This is a genomic window from Bacillus sp. OTU530 (assembly GCF_038440375.1).
Map to the genome: position 1 here is coordinate 17,123 of NZ_JASATP010000055.1, position 18,535 is coordinate 35,657.

The following is an 18,535-nucleotide window of genomic DNA, read 5'->3' on the forward strand; positions in this document are numbered from 1 at the left end:
AGATGAAAAAAGTGTTAGTATTAGGGGCTTCAGGAGGAATGGGATATTCAATTGTCAAGGAGCTGTGTGAAAGAGGAATTGCTGTCATAGCCTTTGCGCGTACAAAAGAGAAACTGGAGAAATTGTTTGGCGCAGAGCCCAATGTCACAATCATAACTGGTGATATTTTTCGGGTGGAAGACTTACAAGCTGCTGCTAGAGGAGTAGAGGTTATCTTTCAAGCAGCAAACATACCGTATGCTGACTGGGAAGGAAAACTTGCTGCCTTTATGACAAATATTGTCCATGCAGCGAAGGAACAGTCCGCAAAGCTTGCGATTGTAGATAATATCTATGCTTACGGACGGAGCCCTGGCAAGAAGGTAGATGAAGCGGCGCCGAAACAGCCTCATACGAAAAAAGGAAAGCTTCGGTTACAGGTGGAAACAATAGTAAAGGAATCCAGTGTGCCGGCACTTATTGCTCATTTCCCTGACTTTTACGGACCGAATGCTGAAAGCACCATCTTGAACTATACCTTGCAAAGCATAGTACAAAATAAAAAGGCCAGCTTTGTCGGAAACCAAAAAATTGCAAGAGAATTCATTTTTACGCCAGACGGGGCAAAAGCCATTGTCAACCTGGCATTGCGTGAGGAAGCATACGGACAGAACTGGAATATTCCTGGGGCGGGCATCATCACAGGAGAGGAAATTGTCCAAACGCTTCGAGGAATTACGAAGTATGACAAACGAGTATCAACGATCACGAAAGGCATGATTCAATTTCTTGGCTTGTTCAATGCCAACATGCGCGAGGTTGTGGAGATGCTGTATTTAACGGAGGAGCCGGTTGTACTAAGCGGGGAGAAATATGAAAGAATCATTGGAAAGCTGCCGCGCACCTCTTATGAAGAGGGACTAAGACAGACGATTGCCTATATGAAGGCGCAGCAATAAGCGCTCAGCATGACAAAGGAGAGCAGGATGTTATCTTAAATGGTAAGATCCTGCACGATCTTTCTTGGTCCATGAGGGTGTATTTTTCTCTTTTTGTGTTTATCTTAAGTAAGAAGCTGTAAACCTTTTACATATGCAAGGAAAGGAAGAGATATACATGAAAAAAACAGTACAGGTTGTTGGCGCAGTTATTTTTAATGAAACAGACGATATTCTATGTGCCTTGCGTTCCCCTGAAATGGATCTCCCTAATCTATGGGAATTTCCCGGCGGTAAGGTGGAGGAAGGCGAACAGCCCGAGGACACATTAAGCCGTGAAATCCAAGAAGAGCTAGGCTGCGCCATCGAGATTTTCGAAAGATATGCCGATATTATCCATGAGTATCCAAATGTCATTGTAAATTTGATTACATACAAAGCTAAGATTATAGAAGGCACAGCGACTGCAAAAGAGCATGCGGAATTGCGATGGGTGCCGGCTAAGGAGTTGCTGCATTTGGAGTGGGCGCCAGCGGATATTCCGACGGTGCAACTGTTGACGGGGGATCGGGGGTAGGGTTAGAGAGAAATAAGCGTTGTGTTTACATAGCGGATTATCCTTACAGAAAAGATGGTGGACAAAGAAAAAAGGCAGAGGTTTCTGCCTTTTTTCTACCCAAGTCAATAGGATACGAATGAAACAATAAAAAAGATCTGTACTGAACGGTTTTTATTTTTACGAATCTCATAAACTCATTCTTCATATTTCCTTTTTAAATACTCCAAAACGACTCTATCAAAAGCCACGATAGCTGCCCATCTACCTTCCCTAAATTGTAGTAAAGGCATGTCCGGAAATTGATTGGTATCGTAAATATGGTATCCCTTGCCTCTAATCCATTGCAACTTTAAATGGTCATACTCTTTAATGTCTTGGATAGCCCATCCGATTTCATCCATATATTATCATCCCCTTAAAGTGGTTTGTTTAAAAGTATGCAAAGTATAAAGGGAACATAACTATTTTAAAAAAAAGCATGTTTACAGTGAGTAAGAAGAAGAACTATAGCCAATTTGTCAAAGGGGAGCCTGCTAGTACTCTGCTAAATCAATACAAAAGGTTAATTCTGGACCTAACATACATGTTATAATAAATTTATTGTTTCCTTATTTAGGAAATTTATTTTTACGGTATTAAAATTAAGAAAAGGATGGGAGTTTCATGAGCCAAAAAGGATGTGTCAAATGTGGTGGCCGAGAAACTGGTACAAAAGAAGTAGCCATGACAGGAACTGGCTTGTCTAAGTTTTTAGATGTACAGCATAACCAATTTGTTGTCGTCTACTGCAAAAATTGCGGATACTCCGAGTTTTACAACAAAAACACCTCTAAAGCTTCTAACATTATTGATTTATTTTTTGGTGGGTAATCCAGCTTGCATTCGAAATTTCCTACACATCCCTTGACAATTATCCATATACTACCTATGATAAGGTTAAATCTATGAATGGAGGTATCTTTGCCGATATGGATTTTGTACACTTTGCTCGCTAATAAAAAGCTATACGAGACAAAGGCGCTGCCTAAAGGCGGTATGTGTACAGAATAACTATGCCCATTTTTAGATGCGGCTTATATGGCAAAAATACTTTCGTGATTGAATTCATGTTCTTTATTGAACTGTGTTCTTTTGCAACCCATTTTTGTGTTATTCATTTTTCGCATATCCATCACAGGCAGCTGCCTGTGATTTTTTATTTGAAGAAAGCGGGGAATGCATATGCTGATTGTAAAGGCAGATGGAGTTGCAAAGGAATGGAACGGTAAGCAGATCTTTGCGAACGCGCATATTGAAATCTCACAGGGCGAACATATTGCTCTGCTTGGGAGAAATGGTACAGGAAAAACAACATTCATCCAAGCTTTGCTTGGGAAAACGAGTATAGATCGCGGCAGCATCCAGCGCATGCTGCCGATTGAAGAATGGGGCTGCATGGAGCAGCATCTCCATGTTGGGGAAGAAACGACATTGTTGGAGTTCGTATACGCCGGGATGCCAGAGCTGTCTCGTATCAAGAACGAGATGAGCATATTGGAAAAACAGCTTGGACAACAAGATGCGGATTTTGAGTCTTATAATAGGTTGTATGAGCAATATATGAATTTGGACGGTTATACGTGGGAGGTACGCGTAGAGACCTATTTACAAAAGGTAAATCTAGCGGCGGATTTGTGGCACCTTCCTTTTAACAGCTTAAGCGGCGGACAGAAAACGAGAGCACAGCTGGCGCGGCTGGCAGCATTGGAACCAAAGCTGCTTATTCTTGATGAGCCGACAAATCATCTTGATAGTGAGACAATGGATTGGCTGGAGAACTGGATTAAGCATTATGCGGGTGCTGTTCTGATTGTGTCACATGATCGTTATTTTTTAGATCGCGTTGCTCATGCGATTTATGAATTGGCTCCTGAAGGAACGAAGCGTTATAAAGGCGGTTATACCGCCTATCGCTCGCAAAAGGATGCTGAGGAAAGAGCGCTTGCCGCGCAGTATGAAAAGGAAGAGAGGGAGCGCCGCAAGCTGAAGGAGATTATCACGCAGTATCGAAACTGGTTTCAACAAAGCCATAACGCGGCCAGTGAGCGGGATCCGTTTCAGAAAAAGAAGGCAACAAAGCATGTAACGCGTTTTAAAGCGAAGGAAAAAGCATTAGAGAAGCTGTTGGAGAATCGCACTGAGAAGCCGAAGGAGACGGCTCAGGTAAAGCTAAGCTTTCAGGAAAGCCGCTTTGAAGCAAACTTGCTAGTACGCGTAGAGGAGCTTTCATTCTCTTATGGAAAAGAGCCGCTATTTCAGCAGCTTTCGTTCTATGTCCAAAAGCAGGAGAGAATCGCTGTGATTGGACCAAATGGTGCCGGGAAAACAACGCTGCTTAAGCTGCTTGTCGGTGATTTGATGCCAGCTGCTGGGTCGGTTATTCATCATCCAGAGCTGAAAATCGGTTATTTTGCGCAGGAGCTAGGAAAGCTGGATGTGAATCAAACGATCTTAGAAAGCATTTTAGCTATTCCAGACATGACACAAACGAATGCCCGTACACTGCTTGGCTGTTTCCTATTTCAGCGGGAAGATGTAGATAAGCGAATTGAAGAATTGAGCATGGGAGAGCGTTGCCGGGTTGCTTTTGTGAAGCTGTATTTCTCGGGAGCAAATTTACTCGTACTTGATGAACCTACCAACTATCTTGATATTGAAACTCGTGAGGTGATTGAGCAGGCGTTAGAGAGCTATCCTGGAACATCGATTATTGTTTCGCATGATCGGTATTTGCTGCAAAAGCTCGCCACAAGAGTGTTATACATCAATGGTGAGGAGACAAGAGTATTTCCGGGCACATATGAAGAACTTTGGAATACTAGGCTGGGGGTATCCTCTGAGCAAACGGATGCGATAAATCAAATTCAAAAGCTGGAACTAGAGCTAGCGGTATTAGCAGTGCAGGAGGAGCCGGAAACAGAGGATATGCAAAAGGAGCTAATTGCACGTATGCGATTTCTCCATGAAGAACTGGCACGTTTGAAGGAAGCCTTACAATAATACAAAGTGGAGAAACAATCTCAGGTTCAAAAGCTTTTAGCTTTTGAACCTTTTTGCGTATGGTATGCAAATTATTATTTTTTCTATGCCAAATCACCGTTGCAGCCTTTACTAGCGCAGCGAATTTTCTTGCTATTTATGAAGCGCCTCCGCAAACTGCTTAAGTGTCATATCATATGTAACAAAAATACGGGGCATGCGGTAAAGTTCATTAGGCTGTCCTGTTTCTTTGAACATACCCGGCTTTACCGTAACGGCAAATTTGTAATAGTTCTTCGTTTCAGCTATGACCCTGTCATCGAAAAAGCCAAACGGATAAGCGAGGGCAATCACAGGTTTTCCAGTGATTGATTCGAGCTTTTCCTTCGATCCCTTCAGCTCGTATTCGGAGTTTGGCGTATTTCGTAAGTCCGGATGTGTAGCAGTATGTGATTGAATGGAAAACAGTTTGGAGTTTGACATTTCTAAAAGCTCTGGTCCGGACAGCCGTTTTGGCTTGGTAATAAAGTCAGAAATGGCAAAAATCGTTCCTGCGGGCTGAAAAGTACCATCTTTTAGTTTTTGAAAGACAGAGAATGCATTCCATAAGTTTTTGTACCCGTCATCAAATGTAACGAAAATGGGTTTTTCCACCTTGTTTACCTCATCCCACCGTTCAAAGGTAAGAAGCGTATAGCCGTTGTCCTTTAAATACCGCATTTGCTGCTCAAAGCTTTTAGGTGAGACGTATAAATCTCTGATGCCGCTGCCTTTAAATTCATCAATAGAATGGTACATAAGAATTGGAACAGATTTTTGGGCAGCGGCTTGGGAGCTGAGTCCGAAGATACATGTGAATAATAGTAAGACAGCTATATATTTTTTCATCAAATCCCTCCTTTTGCTTTAGTTTGCCATAATTGCGCCGGATACAATCGGGTGAGCAAAATCGAAAAATTAATTGTATAGCATGTGTTTCCTTATGTTGACATATAGAACATAAGTTCGTATAATGGTGATAATCACAAATGAAGGGAGAATGGGATGAAAAGCTGGACAGAAGAAATACCAATCAATGCGTCAATTGAACATGTATTTTCGTATTTAGATGGTTCGTTAGAGCAGATGCAAAAGATTATGCCTCAGGTGATAGAGAATACTCCGGTGAAAGAAACAGCAGCGGTGGTAGGAAATGTGTACCTTCAGAAATATAAGGAAGGCGAAGAAATACAGGAGTACGAGGTGGAGACGCTTGAATATGTGAATACATCCACCCATAAGACGTTAAAAGTTGGGTTTGTGCTTGCCAATATGTTTAATATTACAGCTACATATGAATTGGAAAAAATTGATGAAGACCATACATTGTTTAGATATATAGCTACAAACCAAGCCTTGAACGAGAATGCGGAACGTTTTTTACAATTTGCAACAAATGAAGTGGTAGTTTCTTTTATCAACCGGGTGAAGTCTGTTGCTGAGTCCGAATATAACAGTTGAATAATACATTTGTTAAAAAATAAAGAAATTAAAGGAGTGTTACAGATGAAACATCAAGCAACCCCATATCTTACATTCGATGGCAATGCTAGGGAAGCACTGGAGTATTATAAAGAGGTGTTCGGGGGAGAAGTCCTAAGTATCCAAACCTTTGGTGAAGCGGATTTTCCAACTCCTCCGGAAGCTGATGACAGAATCATGCATGCGCAGTTCAAAAAGGACGATCTATTCATTATGATGTCCGATGCATTTTTAGGTCAGTCAATTGAAACAGGAAATCGTATTTCATTGGCGCTTGAATTGGAAAGTGAAGAAGAAATTCAAAAGATATATGACGCCTTTAGTCAGAGCGGTTCTGTTTTAATGGAGCTGCAGGATACGTTCTGGGGAGCAAAATATGCTAAAGTTAAAGACCGCTTTGATGTGATTTGGGATCTCAATTATACAAAAGCGTAAGCATATATGAAAGGAAAAGCGGCGTACAGCGTCGCTTTTTCTATACATGAGTTCTTTCTGATTGGGAAGTTTTGAGCAGTATTTTTTAGCAAAGAGAGGTTAACCATGACAATTTACATTGCCTTTTTACGCGGAATTAATGTCGGAGGAAAGAAAATAATTAAGATGGAGAAACTGAAAGATATATTTAAGTCTCTCTACTTTCAAAATGTGAAAACGTATATTCAAAGTGGAAATGTCATTTTTGATTCAACAGAGGAGAGCGCTGATATTCTTTATAAAATTGAAACCGAATTGGAGAATGTTCTTGGCTACAAAGTCACTTCCATCATTCGAACAGCTGATGAACTGGAAGAGATTATCAAGCAGAATCCTTTTAGTGCAAGCGAGGATGTTGAAAAACAGTACGTGACGTTTTTATATAGGGAACCAACTGTTGAAGCGGCAGATAGACTCATGTCGTACAAAAATGATGTTGATGATTTTTGTGTTACCCATCGTGAAGTTTTTTTGCTGTGTGGTAAAGGCTACGGGAAAACGAAATTTTCTAATCATTTTCTGGAAAGTAAATTGGATGTGTTGGCTACAACTCGTAACTGGAAAACAGTAAATAAAATTCTAAACATGATCAGAAATTGATTATTAAGCCTTCGAGGAACATTTGAAAACCTACTGAGATAGGTAGATGACATATGGTGTATTTGGAAGCAAGTATATGACGGTTCTGTGTGCTGTCTTTTTTGTTTCGTATAACAACTCACATACCACGTTTGATAATTGGAATGAGAAAGATCATTGAGAATGATGGCTGTTTTAGGTATGCTGGTAAAGTTGGTAACAAATACATTATAATGTGATATTTAAAAAAATAGATATTTGTTGTATACTGACTTAGCAGTAAACGAAATGCCTTGTAAATCACAAAGTTGTGATTCAAGTTCTTTTGTTCGCATATATAATCCTGCCATGTTTGTGATACCATTTTGTTTTGAACCGTACGATTAAAACGGGATTCCTACACTGTTGATGGATGTCATGCCTGCTTGTCAGGATCGCAGGAAATCAATCTGCGGAAACCCACCTGCGAGAGCGGGTTCCAAAGCAAAGTGGAAAACGGCATATGCGGGAATATGTTTTTAAACGACATAGCAATGAAGTAAAATATACATACCGTGATAGGTGGGGAGGCAGCGGTGCCCTGTAGCTCGCAATCCGCTCTAGCGAGGCTGAATCCCCTTCAGCGGTATGATGGATGTAAGGCTTGCCTTATATAAGCGGTGATGACCTTCGGAGTCCTCGCAACAGAAATCCATGAACTTGGTCAGGCCGGGAACGGAGCAGCCATAAGTGGAAGCTTCTGTGTGTCGCAGGGTAGCTACGAACGAGCTGGCTGTATGAGTACCGCTTATGTCGTCATATCAATGAAGGGTTCACGGTGTTTATTTATTTTTATCTTGTATGGAGGGGTAGCGAAGTGGCTAAACGCGGCGGACTGTAAATCCGCTCCCTCAGGGTTCGGCGGTTCGAATCCGTCCCCCTCCACCATAGTATATTATGTGCTGATGAAGTGCATGAAGCATGTAGGTAATTGTGAAATTTGCATTTGCTGCGGGTGTGGCGGAATTGGCAGACGCACCAGACTTAGGATCTGGCGCCTTTGGCGTGGGGGTTCGAGTCCCTTCACCCGCACCATTTATAATGGAAACCTGAAACGTTATGTTTATGGCGGTTGTGGCGAAGTGGTTAACGCATCGGATTGTGGCTCCGACACTCGTGGGTTCGATTCCCATCAATCGCCCTTGCTTATGATAACATTACTTGCATATAATGGCGGCATAGCCAAGTGGTAAGGCAGAGGTCTGCAAAACCTTTATCACCGGTTCAAATCCGGTTGCTGCCTTTTTTGCACTGTAGGAAAGTATAAGTTTCCAGCCAGAAGCCAATTTGACGCAGTCGGAAATTTTAAGAATACAGTATAAGTGCAACTACGTCTATGTCCTTGCTTAACGGCTCGCCAATCGGCGAGTTTTCTTTATTTTTTGAAGGCTAAAGGGGAAATCATTCACAGGAACCGATACTTAAAATTTGAGAAGATCTTAAAACACTATAAAAAAGCGTTATTATGTACATAATAAAGAAACTGGGGATTAGACAATCAAAAGACTAGGCACTCCTTGTTTAGAGATTTTTCCTTAATAATCCTGATGTTACAATGCGGAACATGCCTTTATAAATGTCCAAATCAAAAGTCTAATAACTTTATTCTAAGTAATCACAAGGAAGCTGAAAAATACAGTTCATTATAAAAGAAACATTTTTTAAATCTTTTTAGAACCTGGCATTGGAAATTTTCCATCGTAAAGTAATTTAGATACTCTTCTTCTCTCAAAATGTATTCACCTTTGTCATTCGACCTCATGAACCAATTACTGATTGAAGACTTTTCGAACAAACAAGGTTCCATAATAACTATTTTACCATCTGGTTTTAAGACCCGTTTAAACTCTTTTACATAACCACGAACCATTTCTGGAGGGATATGGTGCAGTACAGCAATGATCAAAATAAAATCAAAACTATTGTTTTCTGAAGGAAGTTCACTTCCTGTTAAAGTTTCAAATCGGTACTGGTTATACAAACGTTTCGCAAGTTCAACCCTGTATGAATCCGAATCAATACCAAAATAATGATCAGGTGTGCATAGGGTGCAATTTGCCCCGGTACCTGCTCCAAAATCCAACACTTTTTTATCCGATAAATTAAAATGTTGCTTAATATGATTTTGAATATATAACTTTGTAAGCCATTTAGGTCGAACCAATAAGTGATAAATTCTTGGTGATAATTGCAATGTAACGCACCTGCTCCTTATTAAATTAATGATTTCCTTTCTCTTGGAAGAACAGTTTTAGGTTAAGAAAGAAGCAGCCTTTTTATGCTTTTGAATTTACATCAAAGTTAATTAAATTATGGTAGTAATTAACCTAGATGAAGTAAACAATGCCCCTTTTTGTCATTTTCAGTAAATTTGTATAATAGTTACCTTTTTTCTTTTCCTCCATTAATTCCCGCTAATAATTTCTTCTCAGGTTTTATATAATAATACGATGTGAGGAGGGGAACAATGAAATTATTTATTTTGATTCTTTTGTTTTTAGGTACTGTGCTCCTTTTCTATAGAGCATACAAAAATACTCATAGAGTTGCTTTAAATAGAGTCAATTTATCTAATATAAATTCTAATCAGCTTCAAGGATCTCATTTAAATGTTTTACAGATCTCAGATATGCATTTAGAAAATATTTCTATTTCTCCTGAACATCTTTACAACAAGCTAGCAGGAGAGAAAATTGATATAATTGCTTTAACGGGGGATTTTCTTGATAAAAAACGCAGTATTCCAAAGCTGATTCCTTATTTAAAAGTTTTTAAAAGGTTAAATCCGTGTTATGGCATTTATGCTGTATTTGGAAACCATGATTACAGATTAAAACAAAAGGATTTTGAAGTATTAAGAAATACATTGGAACAATATGGGTGTAAAACTCTTCAAAATGAAAATGATTCAATTGTTGTCGAAGGAAAGCTTATTCATATTATTGGTATAGACGATTTACATTCAAAAAGAAGCAACCTGCAAACATCATACTCAGGTTTAAAGGAAGGATACCGTTTAGTTTTAACTCATGATCCTAATATTGTTCTCAACATGAAGGGGTGGCACTTCGATTATCTGCTTTCAGGTCATTTTCATGGCGGACAAATACACTGGCCTAAGCCGTATCATCTAATAAAGCTGGGAAGGACTATGATGAAGATGAATATGATTAAAGGGCTGCATTACTTTGAGGATAAACCTTTTTATATAAGTGAAGGATTGGGACAAACATCGATAAATATCAGAGTTGGTAGTCGACCGGAAATAACAATTCATCAGCTTTCTTTAAACAAAGTTTGCGAGGAAGAAATTCAGACGGCTGTTTAACGTCAAATTCTATAATCATTTGATTAATATCAAAAACGTTGTTGAAAATCCGTCTTAAACAGCCAATCCCTATTAATATACGTTTTTTTATGACTCTGCTGGAACTTGTTAGACTTGTTCAACAGTCACCTTGTTTTTTTAAAAACTAATCATATTCCGCAGTAGCTCAGTGGTAGAGCTATTAGCTGTTAACTGTCGGTCGTGGGGGCGAATCCCATCAATAGTACTGCTGTAGCGAAATTGGCAGATGCGTATGACTCAAAATTGTGTGTGCGGTTCGACCCCAACCGGCGGTATTATGGCATCGCTTGCTAATGCGAGAAAATTAACGTTTCTTACATATTGTAAGAAACGTTTTTTTATTATTTGTTAATTTTCTGAAATGACAAAGGAATACCACTGTTTATACAGAATGAATCATATTGATACAGACAGCAACAAACAGATAAACATATTTACATTTTCCGAGGTGAATAGCAATGAGAAGCGAAAAGGAAATGTTTGATTTGATAGTAGGAATAGCTCAAATTGAACAATTTTGTCTGCTGTCTTTGTGAGTAATGGCACAATAGCTGCCTCTTGTAGTATGGTAGCTTCCCCGCTTGTAAATGATGGTTTAGTAACTGAGATACTGTTTTCTATCGAAGTTTTTATCGGATAAATTATATAAGCAGAGGGCTGTTTCAAGGTTGCATATTACAATCCTTGGGACAGCCCTCTCATTTTTTAAATTCATTTTTGAGTATAGTCTAGTTCCGGTGCAAAAGATAAAAAACTCCTTGTGTAACGGACGAAATAATTAGCTTTACCGAAAGCCAGATTCTTGCCTAAGCTCCCTTTTGCAATGCGATTGTTTGCCGCATGGTACGCTGAATCACAAAAGCAGATCCGAGCAGGAACGCAAATAGTGTAATATATAATGCATCGTCTCCGCCAAGGTGGTACAAGGTTGTACCGAAGAGCGGACCGATGGCGGCGCCGGTGAAGCGGACAAAGTTATAGACGCCCATTGCTGTTCCTTTTTCATTTAGGAACAAATTTACAAGCGAAGTCGATTGTGATGGCAAGCTTGTGCCGAGCAAAATGCCGTAGCCGAGCAAGAATATGATAAGTGCAGGGATCGTCAGAAGCTTCCAATGCAGGAATCCCCAGAAGAGGGCAACGACAAGTCCGATTCCATAAGAAGAGAGAACCAAAATAGACGCGTGCGTCAAACGTGTCTGCAGGCGTCCGCCAAGCATTGTGCCAAGTACAATACCCGCGGTAAGCGGCATAAAGAAGAGACCTTTTACTGCGAGTGAAACGTGAAATAATTCATCTAATAGAGTAGGTAAGAATACGAGAAAAATGTAATAGCCGTAAAATTGCACAAAGGCAAGCAGCATGACTGCAGAAGCGGCTCTATTTGAGATAATATTAAAAAAGGTTTGTACTGTAATTTTTTTGCTCACTGCATCCGGCGGCAATGTTTCAGGCAATATAGAACGGTTGTATAAATAAGCAAATAAGGCAGCTGCTGCTAAAAGGGCAAAGGCTGTATGCCAATCTGCATAGGCGGAAATAAAGCTGCCGATGACGGGACCAAGCACTGGACCTAGGAAGACCATCGTTTGATAGATGCTCATCGCTTTACCGCGTTCATTGGGTGTATAGATATCGCCGATGACAGCTGCCGCTACGACTGAGCCAGTTGTGATGCCGAACGCCTGTATAGCTCTTCCGAAGAGGAATAAGTAGTAGTTCGATGACAGAAAGCAAATAAGTGAGCCGGTCATAAAAATAAGCAGACCGGGCAGCAGCGTGGCTTTTCGTCCGCGTGTATCTGTTAGAGGCCCGACAAAAAATTGATTAGCGGCCAGAATAAACGTATAGAGGGAAATTGTAAGATTGACCATAAATTGGTTCGCCGCATAAAAATGACCGACTTCCGGCAAGCTTGGTGTATAAATTGTTTGCGTGAATGGGCCTAAAAAGGCAGCAATGGATAAGCCAAGCAAGATCTTTTGATTCCGTGATTCCATTTTCACATCTCCATTCTTTTCCATATCTAAAAGGCAATAAATCTGTTGTTCATTATAACAAAGGAATTGAGAAGATTCCTTTTAAATGCTTAACTTTATGAAATATATAATTTCTGCCTTTGTATAAAAGAGGCTTCCTTAAGATATACATTTCTATTCAAATCATACCTTGTGTGCCAGCTGCCATTCTATAAAGGTATTACACAAAAAATAGCCATACAGAACTTGTCTATACGGCATGCATTTTCTAAATTGTTCGTTCATTCTCCTCGCTTCCGGCAGCGTTAAGTGCAGAAGGCTCAAACAAGGCTAGCATGTTTTGTTTACATTGCTTTTGAACAGCCATAATATCTTTTCCTTTTATTTCCGCTATTTTTTTTATAACATCCTCGATAAAAATGGGAGAAGTAGCTTTGTTTTGAAAGGGTCCGGAAAATGGCCATGGACCATCTGTTTCTGTTAATAACTGCTTTAGCGGAACGTGGCGAATGAGATCCTGATCACGCTCCCGATAACAGGCCTCTGGTGTAACGGAAATATAATACCCGCTGTCTGTAATTTGTTTCACAACAGACGGAGCTGCTTTGAGCCAATGGAAATGCGCCTTTAGAATATGGTGCCGAGTTAATAAGTCATAGGCAATTGGCGTATGAGAATGGACGGCATGCAGTATAATCGGAAGGCTTTCCCTTTTGGAGATGCACATCATTTCATCAAGAAATGCAATATAATGTTCCAGAGAATCATGCTGCTGTTCGTGAAGTGTATAATATGGCAGTCCTACCTCTCCAATCGCTGAAATAAGATGGCGTTCCCGGCGCAGTAAATGCTCCCATTCAGTGATATCGCGGGAAGAGGGGAGCGGCTGCTCTGGATGAAACCCAATTGCTGCAAAAATAAAGTCAGGATATCGCTGCTTAAGTGAAAGGGTTTCATAGCTGGATCGTAAGTCGGTCGATACGGCCGCTACTCCTTCAATGCCAGCTTGCTGCCACTGTTCTATCTGGCGGTCGATGTCTTTGTATTGGTTTAGATGGATATGGGCATCAAACATAGGTGAGCCTCCAGTATTTTTTAATGTATACATATAATAACAAAGAGCGAAGTCTTCGTCATTTGAGGACTTTGCTCTTTGTTTACCCTGTAAGCAAGTATAAACTTCCAGCTAGAAGCGAATTCGACGTAGCAGAAAATTTCAGGACTAAAGTGTAAGTGCAACTACGTCTCTATCCTCGCCAATCAGCGAGCTGTCTTTATCGTCTATATATATGTGCACAGTACGGCGGATTTCTAAGCAGTTATTTTGAATGTTCTCCCTTGCTCCAACATACAGATACATTAATTATGGTTTTACGTGTGAACGGAGGGAGAATAATGGAGAAGGATTTTTTGAATATTTGGATGGAATTTGATGAAAAGCGCCGTAAGCGAGAGGAAGAACCAGCGATTCGGCAGGGAGAGGAGCTGGAGGAGCTCGTTCAGATGCGTGCATCTTATATTAATGACTTAATTCATGCTTTATCCAAAAATTATGAGGTTCTGCTAGCTATTACAAATGTTCTTGAGGATGCAAGGCGTTTCTGTACGGGCGAAAGTGAGATGTATCCGTTTATGGCCTACATGCAGGATTTAGTGGAACAAACCCCGAATTTTACATCGACCTTCTATCCGCTTGTCAATCAGGCAAGGTCGCTGCTTATCCAAAAGGCGGATGTGACGCTTCTGCGCTGCGTCAAGCAGACAATGGATTTAGAAAAGGCGGCAATTGAACTTGGTGATAGGGCTCTCCATTATATTGGTTTGTTTGAACAGCTTGTGCTTGAAGGAGATGATACGGTGATACTGGCATTTGTCGGGGATACATGTCGCTTGTATTTTGAGCTGAAGGATATGAACGAGACGCTGCTTCATCGCGCGAAACGGTATGAAGAATTAAATCGTATTTACATGACGAATAAGGTTATTGATTATAATCGCCATCAGTAAGGGAATATAGTCTCATTGTTTCTTGCGCTTTAGTATGTATAATGTTGCAGGAAACAGCTTGAGCATATACGAAAGAAACGGACAGGAAATGTACAGAGAACATAGAAGCCTCCTCCTCATTATTTCTTTTTAGTGAAGGGATTATGTATGAGGTGGAAAAGACTTAGAATTAATAAAAAATATAGCCGCATAGGTTTAAAAAATTGTCTGTAGGTACATAATAAACATGCAAGGTTACATTGCAATTTTATGTATTTGGTACATGCTGGGAGGCAACAAAATGGAACATGGTAAAGTAAAATGGTTTAACAGTGAAAAAGGCTTTGGATTTATCGAGCGTGAAGGCGGAGAGGATGTATTTGTTCATTTCTCTGCTATTCAAGGCGAAGGCTACAAGTCATTAGACGAAGGCCAAGAGGTTACTTTTGAAATTGAAAATGGCCAACGTGGTCCGCAAGCGACAAACGTACGTAAAGCATAATGAATGAAGCCATAAACAGATCCGTATTAACCGGGTCTGTTTTTTATTTACACTTTAAGGGCATAAATTTCTAGCCAGGAGACCATTCGACGTAGTGAGAATTTTTAGGAGTAAAGTATCAGTGCAACTACGCCTCTGTCTTCGCCAACGGCTCGCCAATGGACGAGTTTTCTTTGTAATGAATGTACATAAAAACCCTGCTCAAAAACAGAGCAGGGTTTAGCTATGCTAGAAAGCAAAATGGTTTATTTCTAGTATAGGTTAATTTTGGAGGGGGCATACCTGTTGTTTCAGCTGTCACTATACTGTTTCGTTTAAAACTGCGAGATACAAATACAGATGAAAAGGTACGAGCAGGTTGTTTTTCCTTTCCCCAGTAAGAAAGAAGCGTTTTTTATTTTCATAGATATGTAGTTGCAGGTTCCTGAAATAATTCCCAACAGTTCTCTGACAATTCTTGATTTTTCCCTGTTTTCGTGACTCATATCACATCCACCCTCCAATCTCTTTGCTATAGTAACGTTAGCAATGCCTGACTATAGGTACGACTGAGAGGAGTTACCCAGCTTTTTGCCGGATTGCTTAGGAGCAGTGTAGGGAATCTTTTGTATGTTTAGGGGGAGAAACAGTGAGCTTTTATGAAAAATACAGTGAAGTCAAACATACTTCTTTTGAAACTCTTTTTTCAACCATTAGTCATGAGGATGTACAGCATGCCATACATAAACCAACGTTAAATGAGTTTGATTTTTTAACATTATTGTCTCCTGCCGCAGAGGCTTTTGTAGAAGAGATGTCACAGAAGGCGCAGCAAGTAACAAGAAAGTATTTTGGACATGTCATGCAGTTATTTGCTCCTTTGTATATTTCTGATTACTGCGTAAACCGCTGTGAATATTGTGGCTTTAGCGTGAATCATGATTTTCCGCGTAGAAGGCTGACATTATTAGAAATAGAGGAAGAGGGCAAGGCAATTGCTAAGATGGGTATTCAAAATCTGCTTCTCGTAACGGGAGAATCACGTCAGCATGTCTCTATCCCGTATTTAAAGGAATGTGTCAGTGTCCTGAAGAAATATTTTTCCACTATTGCAATTGAGGTTCAGCCTTTAAAGACGGAAGAGTATCAAGATCTCGTAGAATTCGGGGTAGACGGATTGACGGTTCATCAGGAGACCTACAATGAAGAAATCTATAAGCAGCTTCATGTCAAAGGACCAAAACGCAATTATGCCTACCGCTTGGATACACCGGAGAGAGGATGCTGTGCGGGAATGAGAACGGTTTATATTGGTGCGCTTTTAGGACTGGATGATTGGCGGAAGGAGGCATTTTTTACGGGCCTTCATGCTCAGTACCTACAGCAAATGTATTCTAAAACTGAAATCGGGATTGCGTTTCCGCGAATGCGCCCGCATCTTGGGGAGTTCCAGCCTGCAATGGATGTCACGGATCAGAATTTAGTGCAAATTATACTTGCGACACGCTTATTCTTGCCAAAAGCAGGGATGACGCTTTCGACAAGGGAGAGACCTGCTTTTCGGGAGAAATTGATTCATTTCGGTATTACAAAAATGTCTGCGGCTTCCTCAACAGCTGTTGGCGGTTATGCTAACAAGCAGGAGAGTCATAGTCAATTTGAAATTTCTGATGAGCGAAGTGTGGATGAAGTGGTCACGATGCTGAAGAAGTATGGGTATGTACCAATCTGTAGAGAAGCAACGGCTTTATAAAAGCAAAGAAGAATAAAATATCCCGCGCTCGTATGAAAGAGCGTGGGATATTTTGTGCAATTCTTATGCAAAGCGGTAATACAAAAGCAAGAATGTTGCCAATACAAAAATGAAGTTCAGGAACACAAAAATCATTTGATCCGTTTTTGTTTTATGCATCTTTACAGGAAACCCCTTCATTGTAGAAAGTGTATTTAGGAATATAGGAAATACACAAGGTGTAGCTTGAATGAAGTGATAAATCCAGATACGATATAGATAGATTGTACATATAGTAGGGGAGTTGGTGAATGGTATGGCAAAACAAAAGGGAAATTCGTCAAAATTCATCGGTACGCTGCTAGGGATTGGCGCGTTGGCACTAGGAAAGTTGAAATACGTTCTTGTTTTACTAAAAATATTTAAATTTTCTACACTGTTTAGTATGTTCCTTAGCATTGGGGCTTACGCAATTGTTTATGGGTGGAAGTTTGCGGTAGCGCTTGTTGCATTGCTTGCTATCCATGAAGGTGGGCATGGCGTGGCCGCAAGAATGAAAGGGATTCCGACAAGTCCAGCTTTATTTATTCCGTTTATGGGGGCTATTGTTGGGCTCAAGGAGCAGCCGAAGGACGCGAAAACGGAGAGCTTTATCGGATATATGGGTCCGTTGTTTGGTTTATTTTCGGTTTTAATTGCCGGCGCGCTGTATCTATTGACGGAAAATCCATTTTGGGCACTTGTAATCACAATAGGCGGTTTGATTAATTTGTTTAATCTTATGCCTATTTCACCGCTTGATGGCGGGCGCATTCTTGCAGTTGTAAGTCCGCGTGTTTGGCTCATTGGATTAGCAGGTCTCATTTTCGCAGCGGTTTCTTTTGGAGGTGTGTTAGTTTGGATTATTATTCTGTTCGGCATTTTTACAATCTGGGGTCGCTTTAAGCAGGAACGCCGTATGAAAGAGCTAAGCACAAGAATCCACATATATGATACCTGGCGAGCGAAATTGGAGATGCAGGGCGGGTATGCAGCACTTGTGCATCGATTGAATGAATTGGAACATAGCTCTTCCTTATCAAAGACAGAAACTTGGGAGCGTGAGGTGCTGTCTCATATGCAATATTACACCGAGCTGCACACAACAGAAGAAGGCTGGGCACGAACGCTGGATGAGCTGGAGGCAGGAAAAGAAATTCAGCGCTGGCGGGATGAGATGGAACCGATTGTCCGTTACTATGAAGCATCGCCTGCAACAAAGTGGAAGGTGGTAATCGCTTATGTCTTGCTTGCGGCAGCACTTGGCGGCATGGCGGAGTGGGGACGGATTTTAATGGAAGCACATCAAATGGATCTATAAACAGGAACTATACATGTTCTAGATGAAGAGCACCTCTTTGCATTAGCAGCAGAATTTTGCTGCGAAAAAGCTGGGGTGTTTTTTTCGTTGCACTGTAGGAAGGTATAAATTTCCGGCTGGAAGTCCATTCGACGTAGTCGGAAATTTTAGAAATACAGTATAGATAGAACTACGCCTCTGTCTTCGCCCAAAGGCAGGGCTTGCTAATCGACGAGTTTTCTTTACAAGATAAGAAAGTATAACTTTTTGGGATGATGTCTAGCTCCCAAGGCTCAAAATGGCAGCGTAGGGCTGAACCTCCGCTTTTCTTATGTACAGGTTTCTGCAATATGTTTTATTTCTAAAATATACGACAGGTAGTTATTCGTAGGAATGGCTTTAAGAACAAGTATTATTCTTGCTCAGGAAATTTTTTTGATAATAATTGTTGCAAAGTATAAAGAAGATATGATATATTATTTTTCGTCGCTGATAGGTGATACGCACAGCGATAACAAAAAATAAAAAAACATGTTTACAAAGTAGAACATGTTTGGTATAT

At 40.4% G+C, this 18,535-nt stretch carries 17 protein-coding genes, 4 tRNA genes and 2 other RNA genes; 18 read left to right on the top strand and 5 right to left on the bottom strand.

The features are described 5' to 3' along the window. The first annotated feature begins 2 nt into the window (after positions 1–2). Together AAHB12_RS26205 and AAHB12_RS26210 are read left to right on the top strand one after the other, a co-directional pair. Positions 3–938, top strand: a complete 936-nt coding sequence (locus AAHB12_RS26205; RefSeq protein ID WP_342048134.1) for an SDR family NAD(P)-dependent oxidoreductase — start codon at positions 3–5, stop codon at positions 936–938. 157 nt (positions 939–1,095) lie between these two features. Beyond that, the gene (locus tag AAHB12_RS26210; protein ID WP_129731291.1) at positions 1,096–1,494 is read left to right on the top strand and encodes a (deoxy)nucleoside triphosphate pyrophosphohydrolase; all 399 of its coding nucleotides are present in this window, start codon (positions 1,096–1,098) and stop codon (positions 1,492–1,494) included. A 176-nt stretch (positions 1,495–1,670) separates the two neighbouring features. Here the strand turns inward: AAHB12_RS26210 and AAHB12_RS26215 are convergent, their stop codons facing one another. Next, positions 1,671–1,877, bottom strand: a complete 207-nt coding sequence (locus tag AAHB12_RS26215; RefSeq protein WP_129731293.1) for a hypothetical protein — start codon at positions 1,875–1,877, stop codon at positions 1,671–1,673. A gap of 262 nt (positions 1,878–2,139) precedes the next feature. On the opposite strand from AAHB12_RS26215, the gene AAHB12_RS26220 reads away from it, so the two are divergent. Both AAHB12_RS26220 and abc-f read left to right on the top strand, forming a co-directional pair. Then, a complete protein-coding gene (locus AAHB12_RS26220; RefSeq protein ID WP_342048136.1) occupies positions 2,140–2,346 on the top strand; it encodes a zinc ribbon domain-containing protein in 207 nt (68 codons plus the stop codon). Between the two features lie 351 nt (positions 2,347–2,697). Then, positions 2,698–4,515: a ribosomal protection-like ABC-F family protein gene (abc-f, locus tag AAHB12_RS26225; protein ID WP_342048138.1), complete on the top strand. Its 1,818-nt coding sequence runs from the start codon at positions 2,698–2,700 to the stop codon at positions 4,513–4,515. Positions 4,516–4,647: 132 nt separating this feature from the next. On the opposite strand, the gene AAHB12_RS26230 is transcribed toward abc-f, so the two are convergent. Next, a complete protein-coding gene (locus tag AAHB12_RS26230; RefSeq protein ID WP_129731297.1) occupies positions 4,648–5,382 on the bottom strand; it encodes a polysaccharide deacetylase family protein in 735 nt (244 codons plus the stop codon). Positions 5,383–5,538: 156 nt separating this feature from the next. Between AAHB12_RS26230 and AAHB12_RS26235 the strand changes: the two genes are divergently transcribed. The 9 genes from AAHB12_RS26235 to AAHB12_RS26275 all read left to right on the top strand — a co-directional run bounded on the left by AAHB12_RS26235 (position 5,539) and on the right by AAHB12_RS26275 (position 8,350). Further along, on the top strand, positions 5,539–5,994 hold the full coding sequence (locus AAHB12_RS26235; RefSeq protein ID WP_129731298.1) for an SRPBCC family protein: 456 nt from the start codon (positions 5,539–5,541) through the stop codon (positions 5,992–5,994). A gap of 45 nt (positions 5,995–6,039) precedes the next feature. After that, positions 6,040–6,450, top strand: coding sequence for a VOC family protein (locus tag AAHB12_RS26240; protein WP_342048139.1), 411 nt, complete (start codon positions 6,040–6,042; stop codon positions 6,448–6,450). A gap of 105 nt (positions 6,451–6,555) precedes the next feature. Further along, on the top strand, positions 6,556–7,089 hold the full coding sequence (locus tag AAHB12_RS26245) for a DUF1697 domain-containing protein (protein ID WP_342048140.1): 534 nt from the start codon (positions 6,556–6,558) through the stop codon (positions 7,087–7,089). 316 nt (positions 7,090–7,405) lie between these two features. Further along, a non-coding RNA gene (gene ssrS / locus AAHB12_RS26250) (6S RNA) lies at positions 7,406–7,583 on the top strand. A 37-nt stretch (positions 7,584–7,620) separates the two neighbouring features. Then, an RNA gene (gene ffs, locus AAHB12_RS26255) (signal recognition particle sRNA large type) lies at positions 7,621–7,886 on the top strand. A 24-nt stretch (positions 7,887–7,910) separates the two neighbouring features. Continuing rightward, positions 7,911–7,995 (top strand) — tRNA-Tyr (locus AAHB12_RS26260). Between the two features lie 63 nt (positions 7,996–8,058). Continuing rightward, positions 8,059–8,142 (top strand) — tRNA-Leu (locus AAHB12_RS26265). 33 nt (positions 8,143–8,175) lie between these two features. After that, positions 8,176–8,248 (top strand) — tRNA-His (locus tag AAHB12_RS26270). Between the two features lie 31 nt (positions 8,249–8,279). Beyond that, positions 8,280–8,350, top strand: a tRNA-Cys gene (locus AAHB12_RS26275). Between the two features lie 372 nt (positions 8,351–8,722). Here AAHB12_RS26275 and AAHB12_RS26280 read toward each other — a convergent pair. Next, the gene (locus AAHB12_RS26280; protein WP_342048141.1) at positions 8,723–9,301 is read right to left on the bottom strand and encodes a class I SAM-dependent methyltransferase; all 579 of its coding nucleotides are present in this window, start codon (positions 9,299–9,301) and stop codon (positions 8,723–8,725) included. A gap of 273 nt (positions 9,302–9,574) precedes the next feature. Between AAHB12_RS26280 and AAHB12_RS26285 the strand changes: the two genes are divergently transcribed. Beyond that, positions 9,575–10,435 carry a metallophosphoesterase gene (locus AAHB12_RS26285; RefSeq protein ID WP_342048143.1) on the top strand — a complete coding sequence of 287 codons (861 nt, stop codon included), beginning with the start codon at positions 9,575–9,577 and terminating at the stop codon, positions 10,433–10,435. An 827-nt stretch (positions 10,436–11,262) separates the two neighbouring features. Here the strand turns inward: AAHB12_RS26285 and AAHB12_RS26290 are convergent. Together AAHB12_RS26290 and AAHB12_RS26295 are read right to left on the bottom strand one after the other, a co-directional pair. Continuing rightward, positions 11,263–12,456 (bottom strand): MFS transporter, encoded by a 1,194-nt coding sequence (locus AAHB12_RS26290; protein WP_342048144.1) that lies wholly within the window; start codon positions 12,454–12,456, stop codon positions 11,263–11,265. A gap of 247 nt (positions 12,457–12,703) precedes the next feature. Next, a complete protein-coding gene (locus AAHB12_RS26295) occupies positions 12,704–13,510 on the bottom strand; it encodes a TatD family hydrolase (protein WP_342048145.1) in 807 nt (268 codons plus the stop codon). Between the two features lie 320 nt (positions 13,511–13,830). On the opposite strand from AAHB12_RS26295, the gene AAHB12_RS26300 reads away from it, so the two are divergent. The 4 genes from AAHB12_RS26300 (at position 13,831) to AAHB12_RS26315 (ending at position 17,994) form a co-directional block, all read left to right on the top strand. After that, complete coding sequence (locus tag AAHB12_RS26300) at positions 13,831–14,442, top strand: hypothetical protein (protein ID WP_129731312.1); 612 nt, start codon at positions 13,831–13,833, stop codon at positions 14,440–14,442. Between the two features lie 280 nt (positions 14,443–14,722). Next, on the top strand, positions 14,723–14,923 hold the full coding sequence (locus AAHB12_RS26305) for a cold-shock protein (RefSeq protein ID WP_129731314.1): 201 nt from the start codon (positions 14,723–14,725) through the stop codon (positions 14,921–14,923). Between the two features lie 628 nt (positions 14,924–15,551). After that, on the top strand, positions 15,552–16,655 hold the full coding sequence (thiH, locus tag AAHB12_RS26310; RefSeq protein WP_342048149.1) for a 2-iminoacetate synthase ThiH: 1,104 nt from the start codon (positions 15,552–15,554) through the stop codon (positions 16,653–16,655). Positions 16,656–16,950: 295 nt separating this feature from the next. Next, positions 16,951–17,994, top strand: coding sequence for a site-2 protease family protein (locus AAHB12_RS26315; RefSeq protein WP_342048150.1), 1,044 nt, complete (start codon positions 16,951–16,953; stop codon positions 17,992–17,994). Positions 17,995–18,535 lie beyond the last annotated feature (541 nt).

Excerpts from the sequence above, each read along its gene's own strand:
- AAHB12_RS26235 (WP_129731298.1), top strand. The coding sequence starts at position 5,539 with ATGAAAAGCTGGACAGAAGAAATACCAATCAATGCGTCAATTGAACAT.
- AAHB12_RS26290 (WP_342048144.1), bottom strand. The coding sequence starts at position 12,456 with ATGGAATCACGGAATCAAAAGATCTTGCTTGGCTTATCCATTGCTGCC.
- AAHB12_RS26205 (WP_342048134.1), top strand. The coding sequence starts at position 3 with ATGAAAAAAGTGTTAGTATTAGGGGCTTCAGGAGGAATGGGATATTCA.
- AAHB12_RS26215 (WP_129731293.1), bottom strand. The coding sequence starts at position 1,877 with ATGGATGAAATCGGATGGGCTATCCAAGACATTAAAGAGTATGACCAT.
- AAHB12_RS26240 (WP_342048139.1), top strand. The coding sequence starts at position 6,040 with ATGAAACATCAAGCAACCCCATATCTTACATTCGATGGCAATGCTAGG.
- AAHB12_RS26305 (WP_129731314.1), top strand. The coding sequence starts at position 14,723 with ATGGAACATGGTAAAGTAAAATGGTTTAACAGTGAAAAAGGCTTTGGA.
- abc-f (WP_342048138.1), top strand. The coding sequence starts at position 2,698 with ATGCTGATTGTAAAGGCAGATGGAGTTGCAAAGGAATGGAACGGTAAG.
- AAHB12_RS26230 (WP_129731297.1), bottom strand. The coding sequence starts at position 5,382 with ATGAAAAAATATATAGCTGTCTTACTATTATTCACATGTATCTTCGGA.
- AAHB12_RS26245 (WP_342048140.1), top strand. The coding sequence starts at position 6,556 with ATGACAATTTACATTGCCTTTTTACGCGGAATTAATGTCGGAGGAAAG.
- AAHB12_RS26220 (WP_342048136.1), top strand. The coding sequence starts at position 2,140 with ATGAGCCAAAAAGGATGTGTCAAATGTGGTGGCCGAGAAACTGGTACA.
- AAHB12_RS26295 (WP_342048145.1), bottom strand. The coding sequence starts at position 13,510 with ATGTTTGATGCCCATATCCATCTAAACCAATACAAAGACATCGACCGC.
- AAHB12_RS26285 (WP_342048143.1), top strand. The coding sequence starts at position 9,575 with ATGAAATTATTTATTTTGATTCTTTTGTTTTTAGGTACTGTGCTCCTT.
- AAHB12_RS26300 (WP_129731312.1), top strand. The coding sequence starts at position 13,831 with ATGGAGAAGGATTTTTTGAATATTTGGATGGAATTTGATGAAAAGCGC.
- AAHB12_RS26315 (WP_342048150.1), top strand. The coding sequence starts at position 16,951 with ATGGCAAAACAAAAGGGAAATTCGTCAAAATTCATCGGTACGCTGCTA.
- AAHB12_RS26210 (WP_129731291.1), top strand. The coding sequence starts at position 1,096 with ATGAAAAAAACAGTACAGGTTGTTGGCGCAGTTATTTTTAATGAAACA.